Raw genomic sequence first — 14,621 nt, forward strand, 5'->3', positions numbered from 1 at the left:
TTATCCACTAGTTATTAACAGAGTTATTAACAATATAAATTTTAGTATTAATTTGGGAGTAAGTTTATAAAAAACATTTTATCTCCTTTAAAAATAACTATAAATTTATGAATTGAGCTGTGTGAATTGCGTGGAAAAAATCACTTTTTAATAAATAATTAATGTCATTCTATGGTGTGGATAATTATTATCCACAATGGGATAGATTTGTGCAATGAATAGGGTAACTTTTAAGCAATCTCTAATTTAGTATCAATTATGTTTGACTTATCCCCATATTTAAAAAATTTTCCACAGCCTTCTGTGAATAACTGTGTCTAATCCTCTTTGCCTACATTTAGTATCTGACGCTACTGGAGAAACTAATTATCAAATAGTCAGATCTTGTTTGGTTCAGTTTGAAAATATTAAAGTAAAAGAATATGTTTGGTCGCTTGTGCGTACTCATAATCATCTTGAGAAAGTAATTGCTGCAGTTAAAGAAAATCCTGGTCCTGTCTTATTTACTTTAGTAGATTCTTTTTTACGAGAACGGTTAGAGGGAGTTTGCCAAGCGCTTGATATACCTTGTTTGCCAGTGCTTGACCCAACGGTTAACGCTTTAGCTAAATATATAGGTAGAGATTTTCACCCTCGGCCTGGCCTTCAGCATAAAACGGATGCTGCATACTTTAATCGTATAGAAGCTATTAATTACACATTAGCTCATGATGACGGCAGAAATATTTACGATCTTGATAATGCAGATATAGTAATTATTGGTGTGTCGCGGACTTCTAAAACTCCGACTTCGTTATATCTTGCTAACCGTGGTTATAAAATTGCAAATATACCTATCGTTCCTAACGTTCCTCCGCCAGATGAATTGTTTCATTTGAAACAATCTTTTATAGTTGCTTTTACTGCCGATCCAATTCGTTTAGTGGAAATACGTCGCAATCGTATTTTAAGAACGAAGCATTGCAAGGAAATTGATTATTTAGCAATGGAGGAGGTTCGTAAAGAGGTTGCTTTAGTTCGACGAATGTTGGCAAGGAATAATTGGCCTATCATAGATATTACTCGGCGTTCGATAGAAGAGACTTCTGCAGCTGTATTGCAGCACTTAGATGCTTGGAAGAATAATCATGTTTAACACTAGAGCTATTTATCCTTTAGCTAATGAAAATTGTTTAGGATCAGTCATTTTAGCATCTAGTAGCAAGTCACGTGCAAGATTGTTATGTAATGCTGGTGTGCCTTTTAGTATAAAAGCACCAAATATTTCTGAAGAATCTTTGCTGAAATCTTTGCGAACAAAAGGGACAAAAACAGAAGAAGCTGCTATATTTTTAGCAGAAGTAAAGGCTATTCATGTTTCATATAAATATCCTAATGCTTTGGTTATTGGTTCTGATCAGATCTTGGATTGCCTTGGTTCGTGGTTTAGTAAACCACTTGATAGGGTTAATGCACGGGAAACTTTAAGATATTTGTCGGGTAAGAGCCATCGTTTAGTTACATCTGTTGTTGTTGCTAAAGCCGGTAAGAAAATTTGGCAAACGATTGATGTTGTTACTATGTCAATGCGAGAGATGTCAGAATCATTTATCGATACATACTTGGATGCTGTAGGCAATGAGATTTACAATTTTGTTGGCGTTTACAAGCTTGAGAGTTCTGGAATTCAACTTTTTACTAAATTGGATGGCGACTATTTTACGGCACTTGGCTTACCTTTGTTTCAAGTATTAGAGTTTTTGCGCGTTCAGGGGTTGCTGTTACGATGATCATTATTGGTTTAACCGGTTCCATAGGGATGGGAAAGACTACAACAGCTAGAATGTTTCGTCGATTTCGCATTCCAATACATGACTCCGATTTTGCAGTTCATAGTATGATGGGTCAGGATGGAGAGGCGGTAGCTTGTATTGAGCGAGCATTTCCTGGAGTGGTGAAAAATGGTGTTGTAAATCGCAATGTCTTAAGTTCTATTGTCTTTAAAAATCCTGAAGCTTTATTTTTGCTTGAATCTATAGTTCATCCAATAGTTGCCAATCAAATTATTCTCTTTTTAAGAAATTGTCAGCGTCTTCGTTGCCCGATTGTTGTGTTAGATGTTCCACTATTGTTGGAAAAAGATCTTCACTTCATTTGTGACTTGGTTGTAGTAGTTAGCGCACCTAGTTTTATTCAGCGGCAGCGTGTGTTGGCGCGTCCAGAGATTACACAGGAGCTTTTAGTAAAAATTTTATCGAAACAAATATCGGACTATAAAAAGCGTCAATTCTCTGATCAAATTATTTATACTGGACTTGGTAAAGCTTATGCTATGCGTTTAGTTAAGCAAAAATTGATTAGGATTTCGCAAAATAAGCGTAAAAGACAGCTTAGTAATTATAAGAGAAGTAAATGCGAGAAATTGTACTTGATACGGAAACAACGGGGTTAAACCCAGAAATTGGGGATCGAATCGTTGAGATAGGTTGTTTGGAGCTGATTAATCATATTCCTAGTGGACATACTTTACATTATTACTTTAATCCAGAACGTGATATTCCGGAGGAAACGTTTCGCGTTCATGGTTTATCTTCTGAATTTTTAATCGGATATCCAGTCTTTGCGGAATTAGCCGATAAAATTCTTGATTTTTTAGGTGATTCACCATTGATCATTCACAATGCAAGTTTTGATATGAAATTTTTAAACAATGAGTTACGGCTTATTGGTATTCCAGAAATACCAATAAGCCGAGCATTGGATACTTGTGCCATGGCTAGAAAAAAATATCCTGGAGCTCATGTTAGTTTAGATGCTTTGTGTCGTCGTTTTGACATCGATAATTCAAATCGTGATTTTCATGGCGCTTTAATTGATGCAAATCTTTTAGCTTCTATTTATTTAGAATTGATTGGTGGATGTCAGCCAGATTTAATTGAAAACTTATCTAATAAATCTAATAATTTATCTACCACTTCTAGTATTTCAGAAATTATTGAAAAAACGAACTTTGTGTATAGAAGTCCTCGTCCTCATACACCGAGTTCTGATGAGATAGCAGCGCATGATGCATTCTTACAGAAAATCAAAAATCCTATCTGGAAAAATTCATATCGTGATTAATAATTTGTTGATTTCAGGGAGATTGTATTTTTTGTTGATACATTGCACTAAAATCTATTGGTTGTATTACTAGCGGCGGAAAGCCACCATTAATTGTAGTATTAGCTAGGATTTCCCTTGCAAATGGGAACAGTAAACGAGGGCATTCTGTCAAGAGTAATGTTTTAGTATCCGTTTTCTCAATTTTTTGAAGTTTAAATATTCCAGCGTAAGATAGGTCAGCTAAAAATAAAGGACTTTCTAACGTTTTAGCGTTAGCTCTTATTTTTAAGATAACCTCAAATATTTCTTCATTATTGTAAATTTTATTAGCTTCTACATCAACATTTACTTTAATGCTCGGTTGTAAGTGTTGTAATTTTAAGCTAGTTGGCGCTCTGGGATTTTCAAAAGAAAAGTCTTTAATGTATTGTGCACTAATATTTAATTGTACTCCTTGATTAAGATGGATGAATGATTCAGACATTAAAAAATCCTTTTATATTAAAAAAATTATATAAATATTATTATTTCAAATAATTTTTTATTTAATGATTACTAGATAGTAAGTGTATAGTATGTGTTAAAAATTATGATCTATAATGGTAAGATTTAGTAGAATAAGGATCTATAGTATTTGCTAATGTTGTTTGGGATTTTATGCGATGAAGTAGGTTTATTATCGCTGACTCTGCTTTGATTACATTGGATCTAGCCTTTTATGAATAGGCATACTGTAATAATATTAGGAATAATTTTTATAAAAATATTTTTTTCCTTCAATATGCTATTAACCAATAGAGCATCATTGTTTTATACTTAAAAGCTATTAATGCTATACATTGTATATATAAATTATTTATTTTAATTTGCGAATAAAGTATCTTATGTTTTTAAAATAATTAGAGTATATTTTCATGTACTTTTTATTAATTTTTAATTCTTTTATAAAAGAATATTTTTAAGGGGATGAATTATCTAATGATTATTAGTCTTTGCTATACTAGTCTAATTTATTGTATATTCTATTGTTTTTTTATACCTGTATTTTACAAAAAGAATTTTTATATTAAAAGGTAGTATGTGCTTAATTTATAATGTTATTATTAATAGTGCAGTTTTATTGTGTAATATATACTTATGTTTTGTTTTTGCTTATAGAATTAGATCATTAAAATGATTTTTATTAATTATATGTTTTATTAACTAGGTTTTAATAAATAATACCTGATTAAACATTTAAAAATGTTTCAATTGAAAAAATCAAAGAAATTCAGTTTTGTAAAATGGATTATCCTAGCCTACGGATACAATATTTATTTTTAATCAATAACTAAGTTGATTAAGTACGACTTAGTCTTGTATAGGAGATTACGCTTGTAAGTATTATTACTATAACGATAAAAGTAATTTTCAGTAGTTTTATTTAAGCGATATTAGTTTTTATGGTATTTATTATTAAATATCAGGTTATTTTTTTTTAAAAGCAACAATAAAGTTAAAGTAGTTTTTTACTTTTTTTTAATTTAAATTAACATTGGTAATATCAGAGAAGAGGAAGTATTATGTTTATATCTAATTTAATATATAAAGTCGATAATATTTAAATATTATAAATTTTACTAAGATTATGCTTATGTGCTTAATATTACTTTTCGATTAATGTAAAAAGAATACTTTTTATTAATTGATTGATAATAAAGATTAGAAGGCATATAGCTTAGTGTATATAATATTTAGCAAAGCTTTGCTTTTTCTTTTTAGCTTATAGTACTCTTATTTCCTAATAATACAGCGGTATAGCACTGTATACAAGTATTGCATATTTAAATTTTACAAAGAATATCTTAATTATTCCTCTTAAAAATTAAATAAAATATTACTTAAGCAATATTTTATTTTTGCATAATAGTATTTTTATTTGTTAAATATTAAAGATATGCTTATATAACTTGGATTTAACTAATAATTTGTAAACAGTTAGATTGTAATCTTTGACTTCGGTGGATTGTTCATTTATTTGCCAATTATTGTTGTTAGGATATTCAACTAGAGTTACTGTTAAGGAGGGTAGATATTTCGGATTTTATTACGTCAGCAATTAGCCCTAGCAAAGGTTTATTGATCACAGCCTTAGCGGTAAAATTAGGCACCCCATTTTGGCTTTACGATGTATCTATCATAAAGCGTCAAATTCAACGTTTGCGAGGATTTGATATTATTCGTTATGCTCAAAAGGCTAATGGTAATATTAGTTTGCTACGAATTATTCGTCGCAGTGGAGTAAAAATTGATGCGGTCTCTGATGGAGAAATTGCTCGTGCTTTAGCTGCTGGTTATCGAGCAGGAGGTAACGATCTTGTTTTTGTATCTGATGTATTTGATAGAACAACTTTGGAGCGAGTGGTAGACCTCTGTATTCCGGTTAATTGCGGTTCAATTGACATGATAGATCAGCTTGCTAAGCTTAGCCCTGGTCATAAAATATGGTTAAGGATTAATCCTGGTTTTGGTCATGGGCATAGTAAAAAAACTAATACTGGTGGACCATTATCTAAGCATGGTATTTGGCACGACCAACTTTCAGAACTTGGTCCTAAAATTAAGGCAACTGAACTTAATTTAGTTGGATTACATATGCATATTGGGTCTGATGTAGAATATAAACATTTGGGGAAAGTATGTGATGCTATGATTGAGTCTTATATGAAGCTTGGTATGCAGGTTAGGGCAATATCTGCTGGTGGAGGCTTGTCAGTTCCTTATCAAAATGATTATCAAAATGCTGCCATAAATCACTATGTCCAGCAATGGAATGCTGCTCGTTTAAAAATTCAGGAAAGTCAAATGATACCGGTGCAAATTGAGATTGAGCCAGGGCGATTTTTAGTTGCTGCAGCAGGATGTTTGATTGCTGAAGTGCGAGCCGTTAAAAAAGTAGCAGAAAGGTATTTTGTTATAGTAGATGCTGGATTTAATGATTTAGTTCGCCCTGTGATGTACGGCAGTCATCATCACATTTGCTTCATTGATTCTGCTTCTAAGCTAGTTACTGGTGCGTCGCATCAGGTAGCAGTTGCTGGTCCTCTTTGTGAAGCTGGTGATGTTTTTACGCAAAACAAAAATGGCACGATTGAATTTGAAGCTTTACCACTGCCTAAGGTTGGTGATTTTTGCGTCTTTGCTGACGCTGGTGCCTATGGTTCAACAATGTCATCTAATTACAACTCTCGTACGCTAATTCCTGAAGTTATTATTGATGGTTCGGATGTTCATCTTGCTCGGCGACGACAAACTATTAAAGAAATGTTGTGCCTTGAAAATGATAATCATAGATATTTTTTAAATATTCACAAGGATAGCTAATAATTTATTATTTAAAAAAATAATAAATTATATAAAAGATCGTGTAATTAATTATTGATATAGGATATAGGTTATACTAATTTGTATTTTTGATATAAAATCTAGCAGTTAGTTAAAAGTACCAGGTAAAGTAATTAAAAAAACATACTATTCTATATCTTTATTTTGATAACTTTCAATCGGAGGACAGCAACAAGAAACGTTGCGATCACCATATACGTTATCAATTCGCGATACTGGTGGCCAATATTTAGAAACTTCCATTCCTTTTAACGGAAAGGCTGCTTCATGACGACTGTATGGTCTATTCCAGATATTATTCATCAAACTATAGCTAGTATGTGGTGCATGGCGTAAGGCTGAGGATTCTATATCCATAACACCTGCCTCGATTGCTTGAATTTCTTTACGTATTGCAATCATCGCATCACAGAAACGATCAATTTCTTCTTGGCTTTCGCTTTCAGTTGGTTCTATCATTAATGTGCCTTCTACCGGAAATTCTATAGTCGGAGCATGAAATCCGTAATCCATGAGTCTTTTAGCAACGTCATCAACGCTGACACCGCAGGTATTTTTAAAAGGACGCAAGTCTATAATACATTCATGGGCTACGAGTCCGTTAGGCCCAGAATAAAGTATTCTGTAATAATTAGATAGCACTTTTTTTATATAATTAGCGTTCAGAATAGCTACTTGAGTTGCTTTTTTTAACCCGTAAGCTCCCATCATGCGTATATATGCCCAACTGATTGGAAGAATACCAGCACTACCATACGGAGCAGATGAAACAGCACCGATAGATTCATCATTATGGTTATATTCTTTTGTAGTAGGCAAAAATTTGATTAGATGTTGAGCTACGCCAATTGGCCCAACCCCAGGCCCTCCTCCACCGTGCGGAATACAAAAAGTTTTGTGTAAGTTCATGTGACTAATATCAGAGCCAAATTCATGTGGCTTGCATAGCCCGAGAAGGGCATTTAGATTGGCACCGTCGGTATATACTTGACCTCCGTTTTCGTGAATAATTTGACAAATTTCCTTAATCTTAATTTCGAATACACCGTGAGTAGAGGGGTATGTTATCATTAAAGCAGCTAAATTGCTTGCATTGGCTTCTGCCTTATTTGTAAGATCATTAAGGTCGACATTCCCTTTATCATCACATGCAACTACAACTATACTCATGCCTGCCATTGCGGCTGAAGCGGGGTTAGTGCCGTGAGCAGAGGATGGTATTAAACATATGTTACGATGTGCTTCACCTCGCGAACGATGATAGGCGCGAATTACTAGCATGCCAGCATATTCTCCTTGAGCACCAGAATTAGGCTGAACGGAGACGCTTGAATATCCGGTTGCATTTGCAAGCATTTGCTCAAGTTCACCGATCAAACGCAAATATCCTTGTGTTTGATCGGAAGGAGCAAAAGGATGAATATTAGCAAATTCTGGCCAAGTAATTGCTGTCATTTCTGTGCTAGCATTTAGCTTCATGGTGCATGATCCGAGCGGAATCATTGAGCGATCGAGTGCAATGTCTTTATCTGATAGTTGACGCAAATAGCGCAACATCTTGGTTTCAGATCTGTATTTTTTAAATACCGAATGTGTCAAAAAATCTGATTCTCGGCGTAGTTCAACAGGAAGAGTATCTTTGCTAGTTGCATCGAGTTCATCAAACGTGAATTTAGTTTTGTAATTTTGATAAAAACAAGACCATATATGTTCGACTGTGTTTTGGTTTGAGGTTTCGTCTAAGCTAATTCCGATGGCGTTTTTCAATAAGCGTAGATTTAAAGCTTCAGATTTAGCCTTTTTCCAGATAGTAGTTGCTTGATGTTCTGTCGTATTAACTGCTACAGTGTCAAATAAATTATTGCTATCTAGTTTGCAGTCTAGCTGTTCAAGTCCTGCGACTAAAATTGCAGCAAGTCGATTTACTCGCTTAGCAATTCGAGTTAGACCTTCGGCACCATGATAAACCGCGTACATAGACGAAATAATTGCTAACAGCACTTGAGAGGTGCATATATTAGAGGTGGCCTTTTCTCGGCGTATGTGCTGCTCACGAGTTTGTAGAGTGAGGCGATATGCAGGATGACTAGTGGCATCTAGCGATACACCAACGAGACGTCCAGGCATTTTACGTTTATGAATATTCCGAGTAGCAAAATAAGCTGCATGCGGACCTCCAAAGCACATTGGTATTCCAAAACGCTGAGTGGTGCCGATTGTTATGTCGGCATGCCATTCCCCCGGCGGAGTAATTAAAGTTAAAGCTAGAAGATCGGCAGCAACTACTACAATAGCTTTTTGAGCATGAACTTGTTGGACAAATTCTCGGTAGTCTTCTATTACTCCACGTGTCGTCGGATATTGTAGCAAATAACCAAAGGCTTTAGAAGGTAATTCAGCGAATTCATTCCCAACTTCTATATTGATTCCGATTGGCTCAGCACGATTGCGAAGCACGGCAATAGTTTGTGGATGCACCCCGCTAGAGACAAAAAATACCTTGCTATGATGATTTATTGTTATTTTGCGTGCAAGCACCATGGCCTCTGCTGCTGCCGTACCTTCGTCGAGCAGAGAAGCATTCGCAATATCCATACCAGTAAGATCGGTTATCATGGTTTGGAAGTTTAGCAATGCTTCAAGTCGACCTTGGCTAATCTCTGCTTGGTATGGTGTATATGCAGTATACCAAGATGGATTTTCTAATACATTTCTCTTGATCACCTCGGGCATAATCGTATTGTAATATCCCATTCCGATCAATGAGGTCGAGATTTTGTTAAGCGATGCTATTTCGGCCAATTCGTTAATAGTTTCATACTCTCCCTTAGGTGAATCAAGGTCAAGAGATTTTGTTAAATGTATTGATTGAGGTAGAGCAGCAGCAGTCAATGAGTCCAGGCTATCATATCCTAGGAGTGCTAGCATCGTAGAGATCTCTTTTTTGCTCAGGCCGATATGCCGTCTAATGAAAGCATTGTGCTCATATAAATGGTCAATCTTTTCTCTGTAATGGTTCATGGTGCTCTTTGCGTTAATTTAGCTTGATGGAAGCAGATTAGCTTGTAAAATTTTTATAGGCAATTTCGTCCATTAGAGTGTTGATTTCTTCTGTATTGGATATTTTAATCTTAAATATCCAACCCTCGCAGAGCGGATCCGTGTTAATTACGCTTGGCGTATTGGTTAATAGATCATTGATCTGAATGATTTCACCGCTAAGTGGAGCATAGATTTCGCTAGCCGCTTTTACAGATTCAACCACGCAAGCTTCATCCCCCTTGCTAATTATCTTGTATAAATTAGGTAACTCTACAAAAACTACATCTCCCAAATGTTTTTGGGCATGATCAGTAATACCAACAGTGCCAATATCATTATTAATAGAAACCCACTCGTGGTCTTTACTATATTTTATAAACATAATACTTTGTCCTAAAAGGAATTTGTTTTAGCGTTTATATCCAGGAGTGATAAAAGGCATTTCAACTATAATTGCTGGAATTAAATTGTCTCGTATCATTAAGAATACGACTGTATTTATTGTCGCATATTCTCTAATAACATAACCCATGGCTATAGAGCTTTGGACGCTTGGGCCAAAGCAGCCGCTAGTTATTTTTCCTATAAGCTTGCCATTTTGATCAAGAATTTTGCAACCTCGACGAGCTAATGCACGGCCTTTCGTTTTTATACCAACTCTTTGGCGCGAGATACCTTCAGTAATTTCTTTTTGGATGCGATTTGCTCCAGGAAAATCAGCATTCTTGCGCCGACGTTTACTAATAGACCAAAGTAAAGCCGCTTCTACTGGCGAGGTGCTAATGTCGATATCTTGACCATAAAGACATAATCCTGCTTCCAGGCGTAAGGAATCTCGTGCGCCAAGCCCAACAGCTTCCACTTCGTGAGAAGTGAGTAATTTGCGCGCTAAGCATTCTGCATTTTCTGCCGGAACTGAGATTTCATATCCATCCTCTCCAGTATATCCTGAACGTGTTACAAAGCAATGAAATCCCCCTACCTCCATTGCTGCACCGGTCATAAATGTTAGGTTAGCAGCGCTTGGTGCTAACCTAACAAGCACATTGACAGCTACAGGTCCTTGAAGGGCTAATAACGCACGATCATCGAGTATTCTGAGCTCATTACCGAAAGCGGATTTCATAATTGCAATATCCTGTTCCTTACAGGCTGCATTAACTACAACGAATAGATGATCAACTGCATTGGTTACTATTAAATCATCAAGAATGCCTCCATCATCATTAGTAAATTGAGTATAACGCATACATCCTGTATCTAATCCTCTAATGTTACCTGGTACTAATCTCTCAAAAATTTTTGCTCCATCTTTTCCATAGATCTGCAGTTGTCCCATATGAGATACGTCAAACAAGCCAGCTTTTGTACGTGTGTGTCTATGCTCCTTAAGTATTCCCAGAGGAAATTGTATAGGCATATCATAGCCGACGAATGGCACCATTGTAGCACCAAGCTCATGATGGAGAGCGTTAAGGGGGGTGGTTTTTAGTGTAGCGTCGCTCATTCGATATTCCGTAAAGTAAGATTATGTGTTAGGCTTAGAAATTAGACTAAACCTCCATTTGCTATCTTTTAAGGTTTAAATTACTAAATCTGGATATAATGTCATTTTTTTAATCTTAGTGAAAGTAATTATTAAAAGCAATAGCAAGATTAGAGACATTTTCTGATAGTTTTTTTAATTTTAATATATAGAGTGTATAAAATACCTAAAGCAAATATTATTGTAAGCAAATCTGATTTATTTAAAATAATTCTTAAACATGAAAATAACATTATCGACTAGGGGCTCATTAAAACGTAATTTTTACTACTTAGGGGTCGTTATTTATAAAAAATCGCTATATACATCAAGAAGCTAGCTATATACACAAGAATAATTTCTTTTAATTGGGGTTGATTGCTTGATAGTCATTAATGGAGGTAGTTTTTTAGTGAGCAATGTAATTATTAATAGTTGCCATAGTTGGATTTTTTTACTAATTAGGTAATGGCTACAATTATTATTTTTTAAATAAGTTTTCTTTTTACTCGGGCGTGTGTAATTTCTGAGAATTAAGAATACCCTAATGTTACCGAAGTAATTTTTATTGTTTAAGCCTACAACACACTTAACTAGCGCGAAAATTATAGAGGAGCTTATTTTTGTTATTTAGAAAACTTGATGATACTACAGGAAAGACCAAACATGCTTACAGTATGTCCAAAACAACCAATAACTGTAGTGCTTGCGTCTCCCAGGGGTTTCTGTGCTGGTGTTGAGCGTGCGATTAATATTGTTCAGCAAGCTTTAGCTAAATGGGGTTCTCCGATCTATGTCCGCCATTGGATTGTGCATAATCAATGTGTGGTAGAAAGTCTAGAAGCTCAAGGAGCTGTCTTTGTTGAAGACCTGGATGAATGTCCTGTCGATCGACCAGTTATGTTTAGTGCTCACGGTGTACCGCAGTCGGTAATTTTTGAAGCAGAGCGTCGCCAGATCACATATATTGACGCTACTTGCCCGTTGGTAAGTAAGGTGCATCTAAAGGCCAAGCGCTATCATCGTTTAGGTAGTCACGTAATTTTAATTGGACATGCCGGGCACCCGGAGGTCATCGGAACCATCGGTCAGCTTCCTGACGGAGCAATTAGCTTACTAGAAAACGAAACACAAGCAAAGGCTTTTATTAAACCAAAGGGTAGTGATAGTCTCGCCTTAGTTACCCAAACTACTCTTTCGGTAGACCATACCGCTCGTCTTATCAGGATATTGCAGCAGCGTTTTCCAGAAATCGCTCTTCCTAAGAATGAAGATATTTGCTACGCAACCACCAATCGGCAGAATGTCGTGAAGTTAATCGCATCGACTTGTGATGCGGTTGTAGTAATCGGTGCGCAAAGCTCATCTAATTCTAGACGCTTAGTTGAAGTTGCTAAAGCATGCGGCTGTGAAAAATCTTTGTTGATTCAGAGAGCATCGGATTTAGACATAGGATGGTTGATTGGAGTGCGTCGACTTGGTCTTACTGCCGGTGCTTCCGCACCAGAGCATCTAGTGGATCAGCTGATTGCTGTTTGTCGTTTGCATTTTACCGTAACTTTGGAGGAGGTAGAGCTTGTGCGAGAAGACGTTCACTTTAGACTACCATCTTTGGTTGCTTAATGCTGCAAAATATATTACTTTAGCGTAATTTAGAGTTTATTGTATATAAATTAACAGCGTTTTTAACATAAACATATTAACTTGGAACATTGACTAATTTTAGCTTTTATAAAGCATTAATTTGATTGTTCTTGTTATTATAAAAATAGCAATATTCTTATTGTGGCATAACTTAATCAAGTTCATGCAACTTATAAAATATTTATAATATACCGCGGTTTATTTTCTTTGATTACCTTATATTGATATTTTCTTATTTTAAATTAGAATATTAACAATTCCTGCTGCTTTTTAATTTAAAACTAAACTTATTTAAAGATAAGTTTAGTTTTAAATTAAATGAGGTTTGTTTTTGTTTGTATTATCCTTATGTCCATGCGCTAATGATTCTTTGATGCTTTACAGATTTTTACGATTTACGATCCTGTATCATACAATATTGTAATCTGCTATTTTACAAAATAGCAGATTACAAATCTATGCTATATCATATAATAAAATTGAAGTTTATATTATTTTTTTTTGTAACTATAAATTTTTATTTATAAATACAAATCTTTATGACTTATCATTTTTTTTAATCAGTTGTTTTTAGATTTGAATTGAACGATTTCTTTAAGCGTTTCTTTCTTTCAGGTTAATTAAAAAATAATTAATTTTATAGATAAATTGTTTCTTTTAGTTATAAGAAATACAAGTATTCCCCAACTGTAGAATAAGCAGGATGATATTTATATTATTGCTGGTCTAATTGACTTCATATTGCCCTGAATGAGTATTCAAATAATAATGTAAATAATTTTTTAGTAGATGACAATGAGTTTTATTTTTATTTGAGGAATAAATATTTTGCTCGTTAGAGGCTTGTAATGAATGGAGAATAAAGTTGAAATGTTTACGGATGGCGCTTGTATTGGCAACCCAGGACCAGGAGGGTGGGCTGCTATTTTACGCTGGCGGGGCAAAGTAAAAGAGTTATCTGGGGCTGAAGTTAAAACTACTAACAATCGCATGGAATTGATGGCAGTAATTTCTGCTCTGGCAGCATTGAATAGGTGTATGGCAGTAGAACTAACTACAGATAGCATCTATGTCCGTGATGGAATTACTAAATGGATAAATCTTTGGAAACTTGGTGGTTGGAAAACGGTAAACCAAAGACCTGTAAAAAATCGTGATTTGTGGGAAATGCTCGATCTTGCCGTTCATCGTCACGCTATAAAATGGCATTGGGTTAAGGGTCATACTGGTTGTACGGAGAACGAACGTTGTGATGAGCTTGCTCGTGCAGCAATAAAGGATATAAGTTAGGAATAATCTTTAAAACAAAGCTTAACAGAGTTTTTGATATTTCTATAGTAAATAGAATAAAATTTAACAATTTTGTGCAACAAAATATAAATTAACGAATTGATTATTTTTTTTATTTGGAAATTTTGAATTTTGCTGTGTAGATTGTTTCCCACTATATTAGATGGAAAATTTTTCTGATGAAGAAAATAGTATTTTATTACATCTAGTAGTATACTAGTAATCTTATCTTAATTAAAAGTTTATTTTGTTCTAATTTGAATGCAGAGTACTCCTTAAATTCAAGGAAAAATTTTCTTGAAAAAATCTTTATAATAAAATGTATAAGCATTAGTTAAGTATTTCTTTTGTCGTTATATTTGCTTATTTATTGCGTTTTTATTAGTATCTTTAGGGTAACGAGATTTTTCTATACGATTAATCAAATTTTATACCAAATTCAATAAATGAATATGTAAGAAAATACATCTCGTTTTTTACAATTTGATGGCTTTGTAAGAGTAGATATCGCCGTAAATAGCAGTTTATATGTTTTAAGCTGCTTAAATTATGTGATTTCATTAAGATCCTTGGTTACATTTAGCATCTATGCTAAGAAGAAGTATTTCACCTCAATGTTAATTGATCGCATTGTTATGAATTATCAGTATGG

At 34.5% G+C, this 14,621-nt stretch carries 11 protein-coding genes; 7 read left to right on the forward strand and 4 right to left on the reverse strand.

The window, feature by feature from the left end; all coding sequences use genetic code 11:
• Positions 1–313: 313 nt before the first annotated feature.
• From P856_RS00005 to dnaQ, 4 genes are read left to right on the forward strand one after another with little or no spacing between them, the layout of a single operon-like run.
• Positions 314–1,135 carry a pyruvate, water dikinase regulatory protein gene (locus tag P856_RS00005; RefSeq protein ID WP_025300141.1) on the forward strand — a complete coding sequence of 274 codons (822 nt, stop codon included), beginning with the start codon at positions 314–316 and terminating at the stop codon, positions 1,133–1,135.
• Positions 1,128–1,769: a Maf family protein gene (locus P856_RS00010; protein ID WP_025300142.1), complete on the forward strand. Its 642-nt coding sequence runs from the start codon at positions 1,128–1,130 to the stop codon at positions 1,767–1,769. The genes P856_RS00005 and P856_RS00010 overlap by 8 nt, the downstream gene beginning before the upstream one ends.
• Positions 1,766–2,431: a dephospho-CoA kinase gene (coaE, locus tag P856_RS00015; protein ID WP_025300143.1), complete on the forward strand. Its 666-nt coding sequence runs from the start codon at positions 1,766–1,768 to the stop codon at positions 2,429–2,431. The genes P856_RS00010 and coaE overlap by 4 nt, the downstream gene beginning before the upstream one ends.
• Positions 2,392–3,102 (forward strand): DNA polymerase III subunit epsilon, encoded by a 711-nt coding sequence (gene dnaQ, locus P856_RS00020; protein ID WP_025300144.1) that lies wholly within the window; start codon positions 2,392–2,394, stop codon positions 3,100–3,102. Before coaE ends, dnaQ begins: the two co-directional genes overlap by 40 nt.
• A 13-nt stretch (positions 3,103–3,115) precedes the next feature.
• Here dnaQ and secB read toward each other — a convergent pair whose 3' ends face one another.
• On the reverse strand, positions 3,116–3,568 hold the full coding sequence (gene secB / locus P856_RS00025) for a protein-export chaperone SecB (RefSeq protein ID WP_044214799.1): 453 nt from the start codon (positions 3,566–3,568) through the stop codon (positions 3,116–3,118).
• Between the two features lie 1,634 nt (positions 3,569–5,202).
• On the opposite strand from secB, the gene lysA reads away from it, so the two are divergent.
• On the forward strand, positions 5,203–6,447 hold the full coding sequence (gene lysA / locus P856_RS00030) for a diaminopimelate decarboxylase (RefSeq protein ID WP_025300145.1): 1,245 nt from the start codon (positions 5,203–5,205) through the stop codon (positions 6,445–6,447).
• 147 nt (positions 6,448–6,594) lie between these two features.
• Here lysA and gcvP read toward each other — a convergent pair whose 3' ends face one another.
• From gcvP to gcvT, 3 genes are read right to left on the reverse strand one after another with little or no spacing between them, the layout of a single operon-like run.
• On the reverse strand, positions 6,595–9,489 hold the full coding sequence (gene gcvP, locus P856_RS00035; protein ID WP_025300146.1) for an aminomethyl-transferring glycine dehydrogenase: 2,895 nt from the start codon (positions 9,487–9,489) through the stop codon (positions 6,595–6,597).
• A gap of 37 nt (positions 9,490–9,526) precedes the next feature.
• Complete coding sequence (gene gcvH / locus P856_RS00040; RefSeq protein ID WP_227028701.1) at positions 9,527–9,895, reverse strand: glycine cleavage system protein GcvH; 369 nt, start codon at positions 9,893–9,895, stop codon at positions 9,527–9,529.
• A gap of 24 nt (positions 9,896–9,919) precedes the next feature.
• Positions 9,920–11,017, reverse strand: a complete 1,098-nt coding sequence (gene gcvT, locus P856_RS00045) for a glycine cleavage system aminomethyltransferase GcvT (RefSeq protein WP_025300148.1) — start codon at positions 11,015–11,017, stop codon at positions 9,920–9,922.
• 660 nt (positions 11,018–11,677) lie between these two features.
• On the opposite strand from gcvT, the gene ispH reads away from it, so the two are divergent.
• Both ispH and rnhA read left to right on the forward strand, forming a co-directional pair.
• Entirely contained in the window at positions 11,678–12,658 is a 981-nt protein-coding gene (gene ispH, locus P856_RS00050) for a 4-hydroxy-3-methylbut-2-enyl diphosphate reductase (protein WP_227028669.1), read from the forward strand.
• An 873-nt stretch (positions 12,659–13,531) separates the two neighbouring features.
• Positions 13,532–13,969, forward strand: coding sequence for a ribonuclease HI (gene rnhA, locus P856_RS00055; RefSeq protein WP_025300150.1), 438 nt, complete (start codon positions 13,532–13,534; stop codon positions 13,967–13,969).
• Positions 13,970–14,621: the final 652 nt, after the last annotated feature.

The sequence above is a fragment of the Candidatus Endolissoclinum faulkneri L5 genome (assembly GCF_000510265.1).
GTDB lineage: Bacteria > Pseudomonadota > Alphaproteobacteria > Thalassobaculales > Thalassobaculaceae > Thalassobaculum > Thalassobaculum faulkneri_A.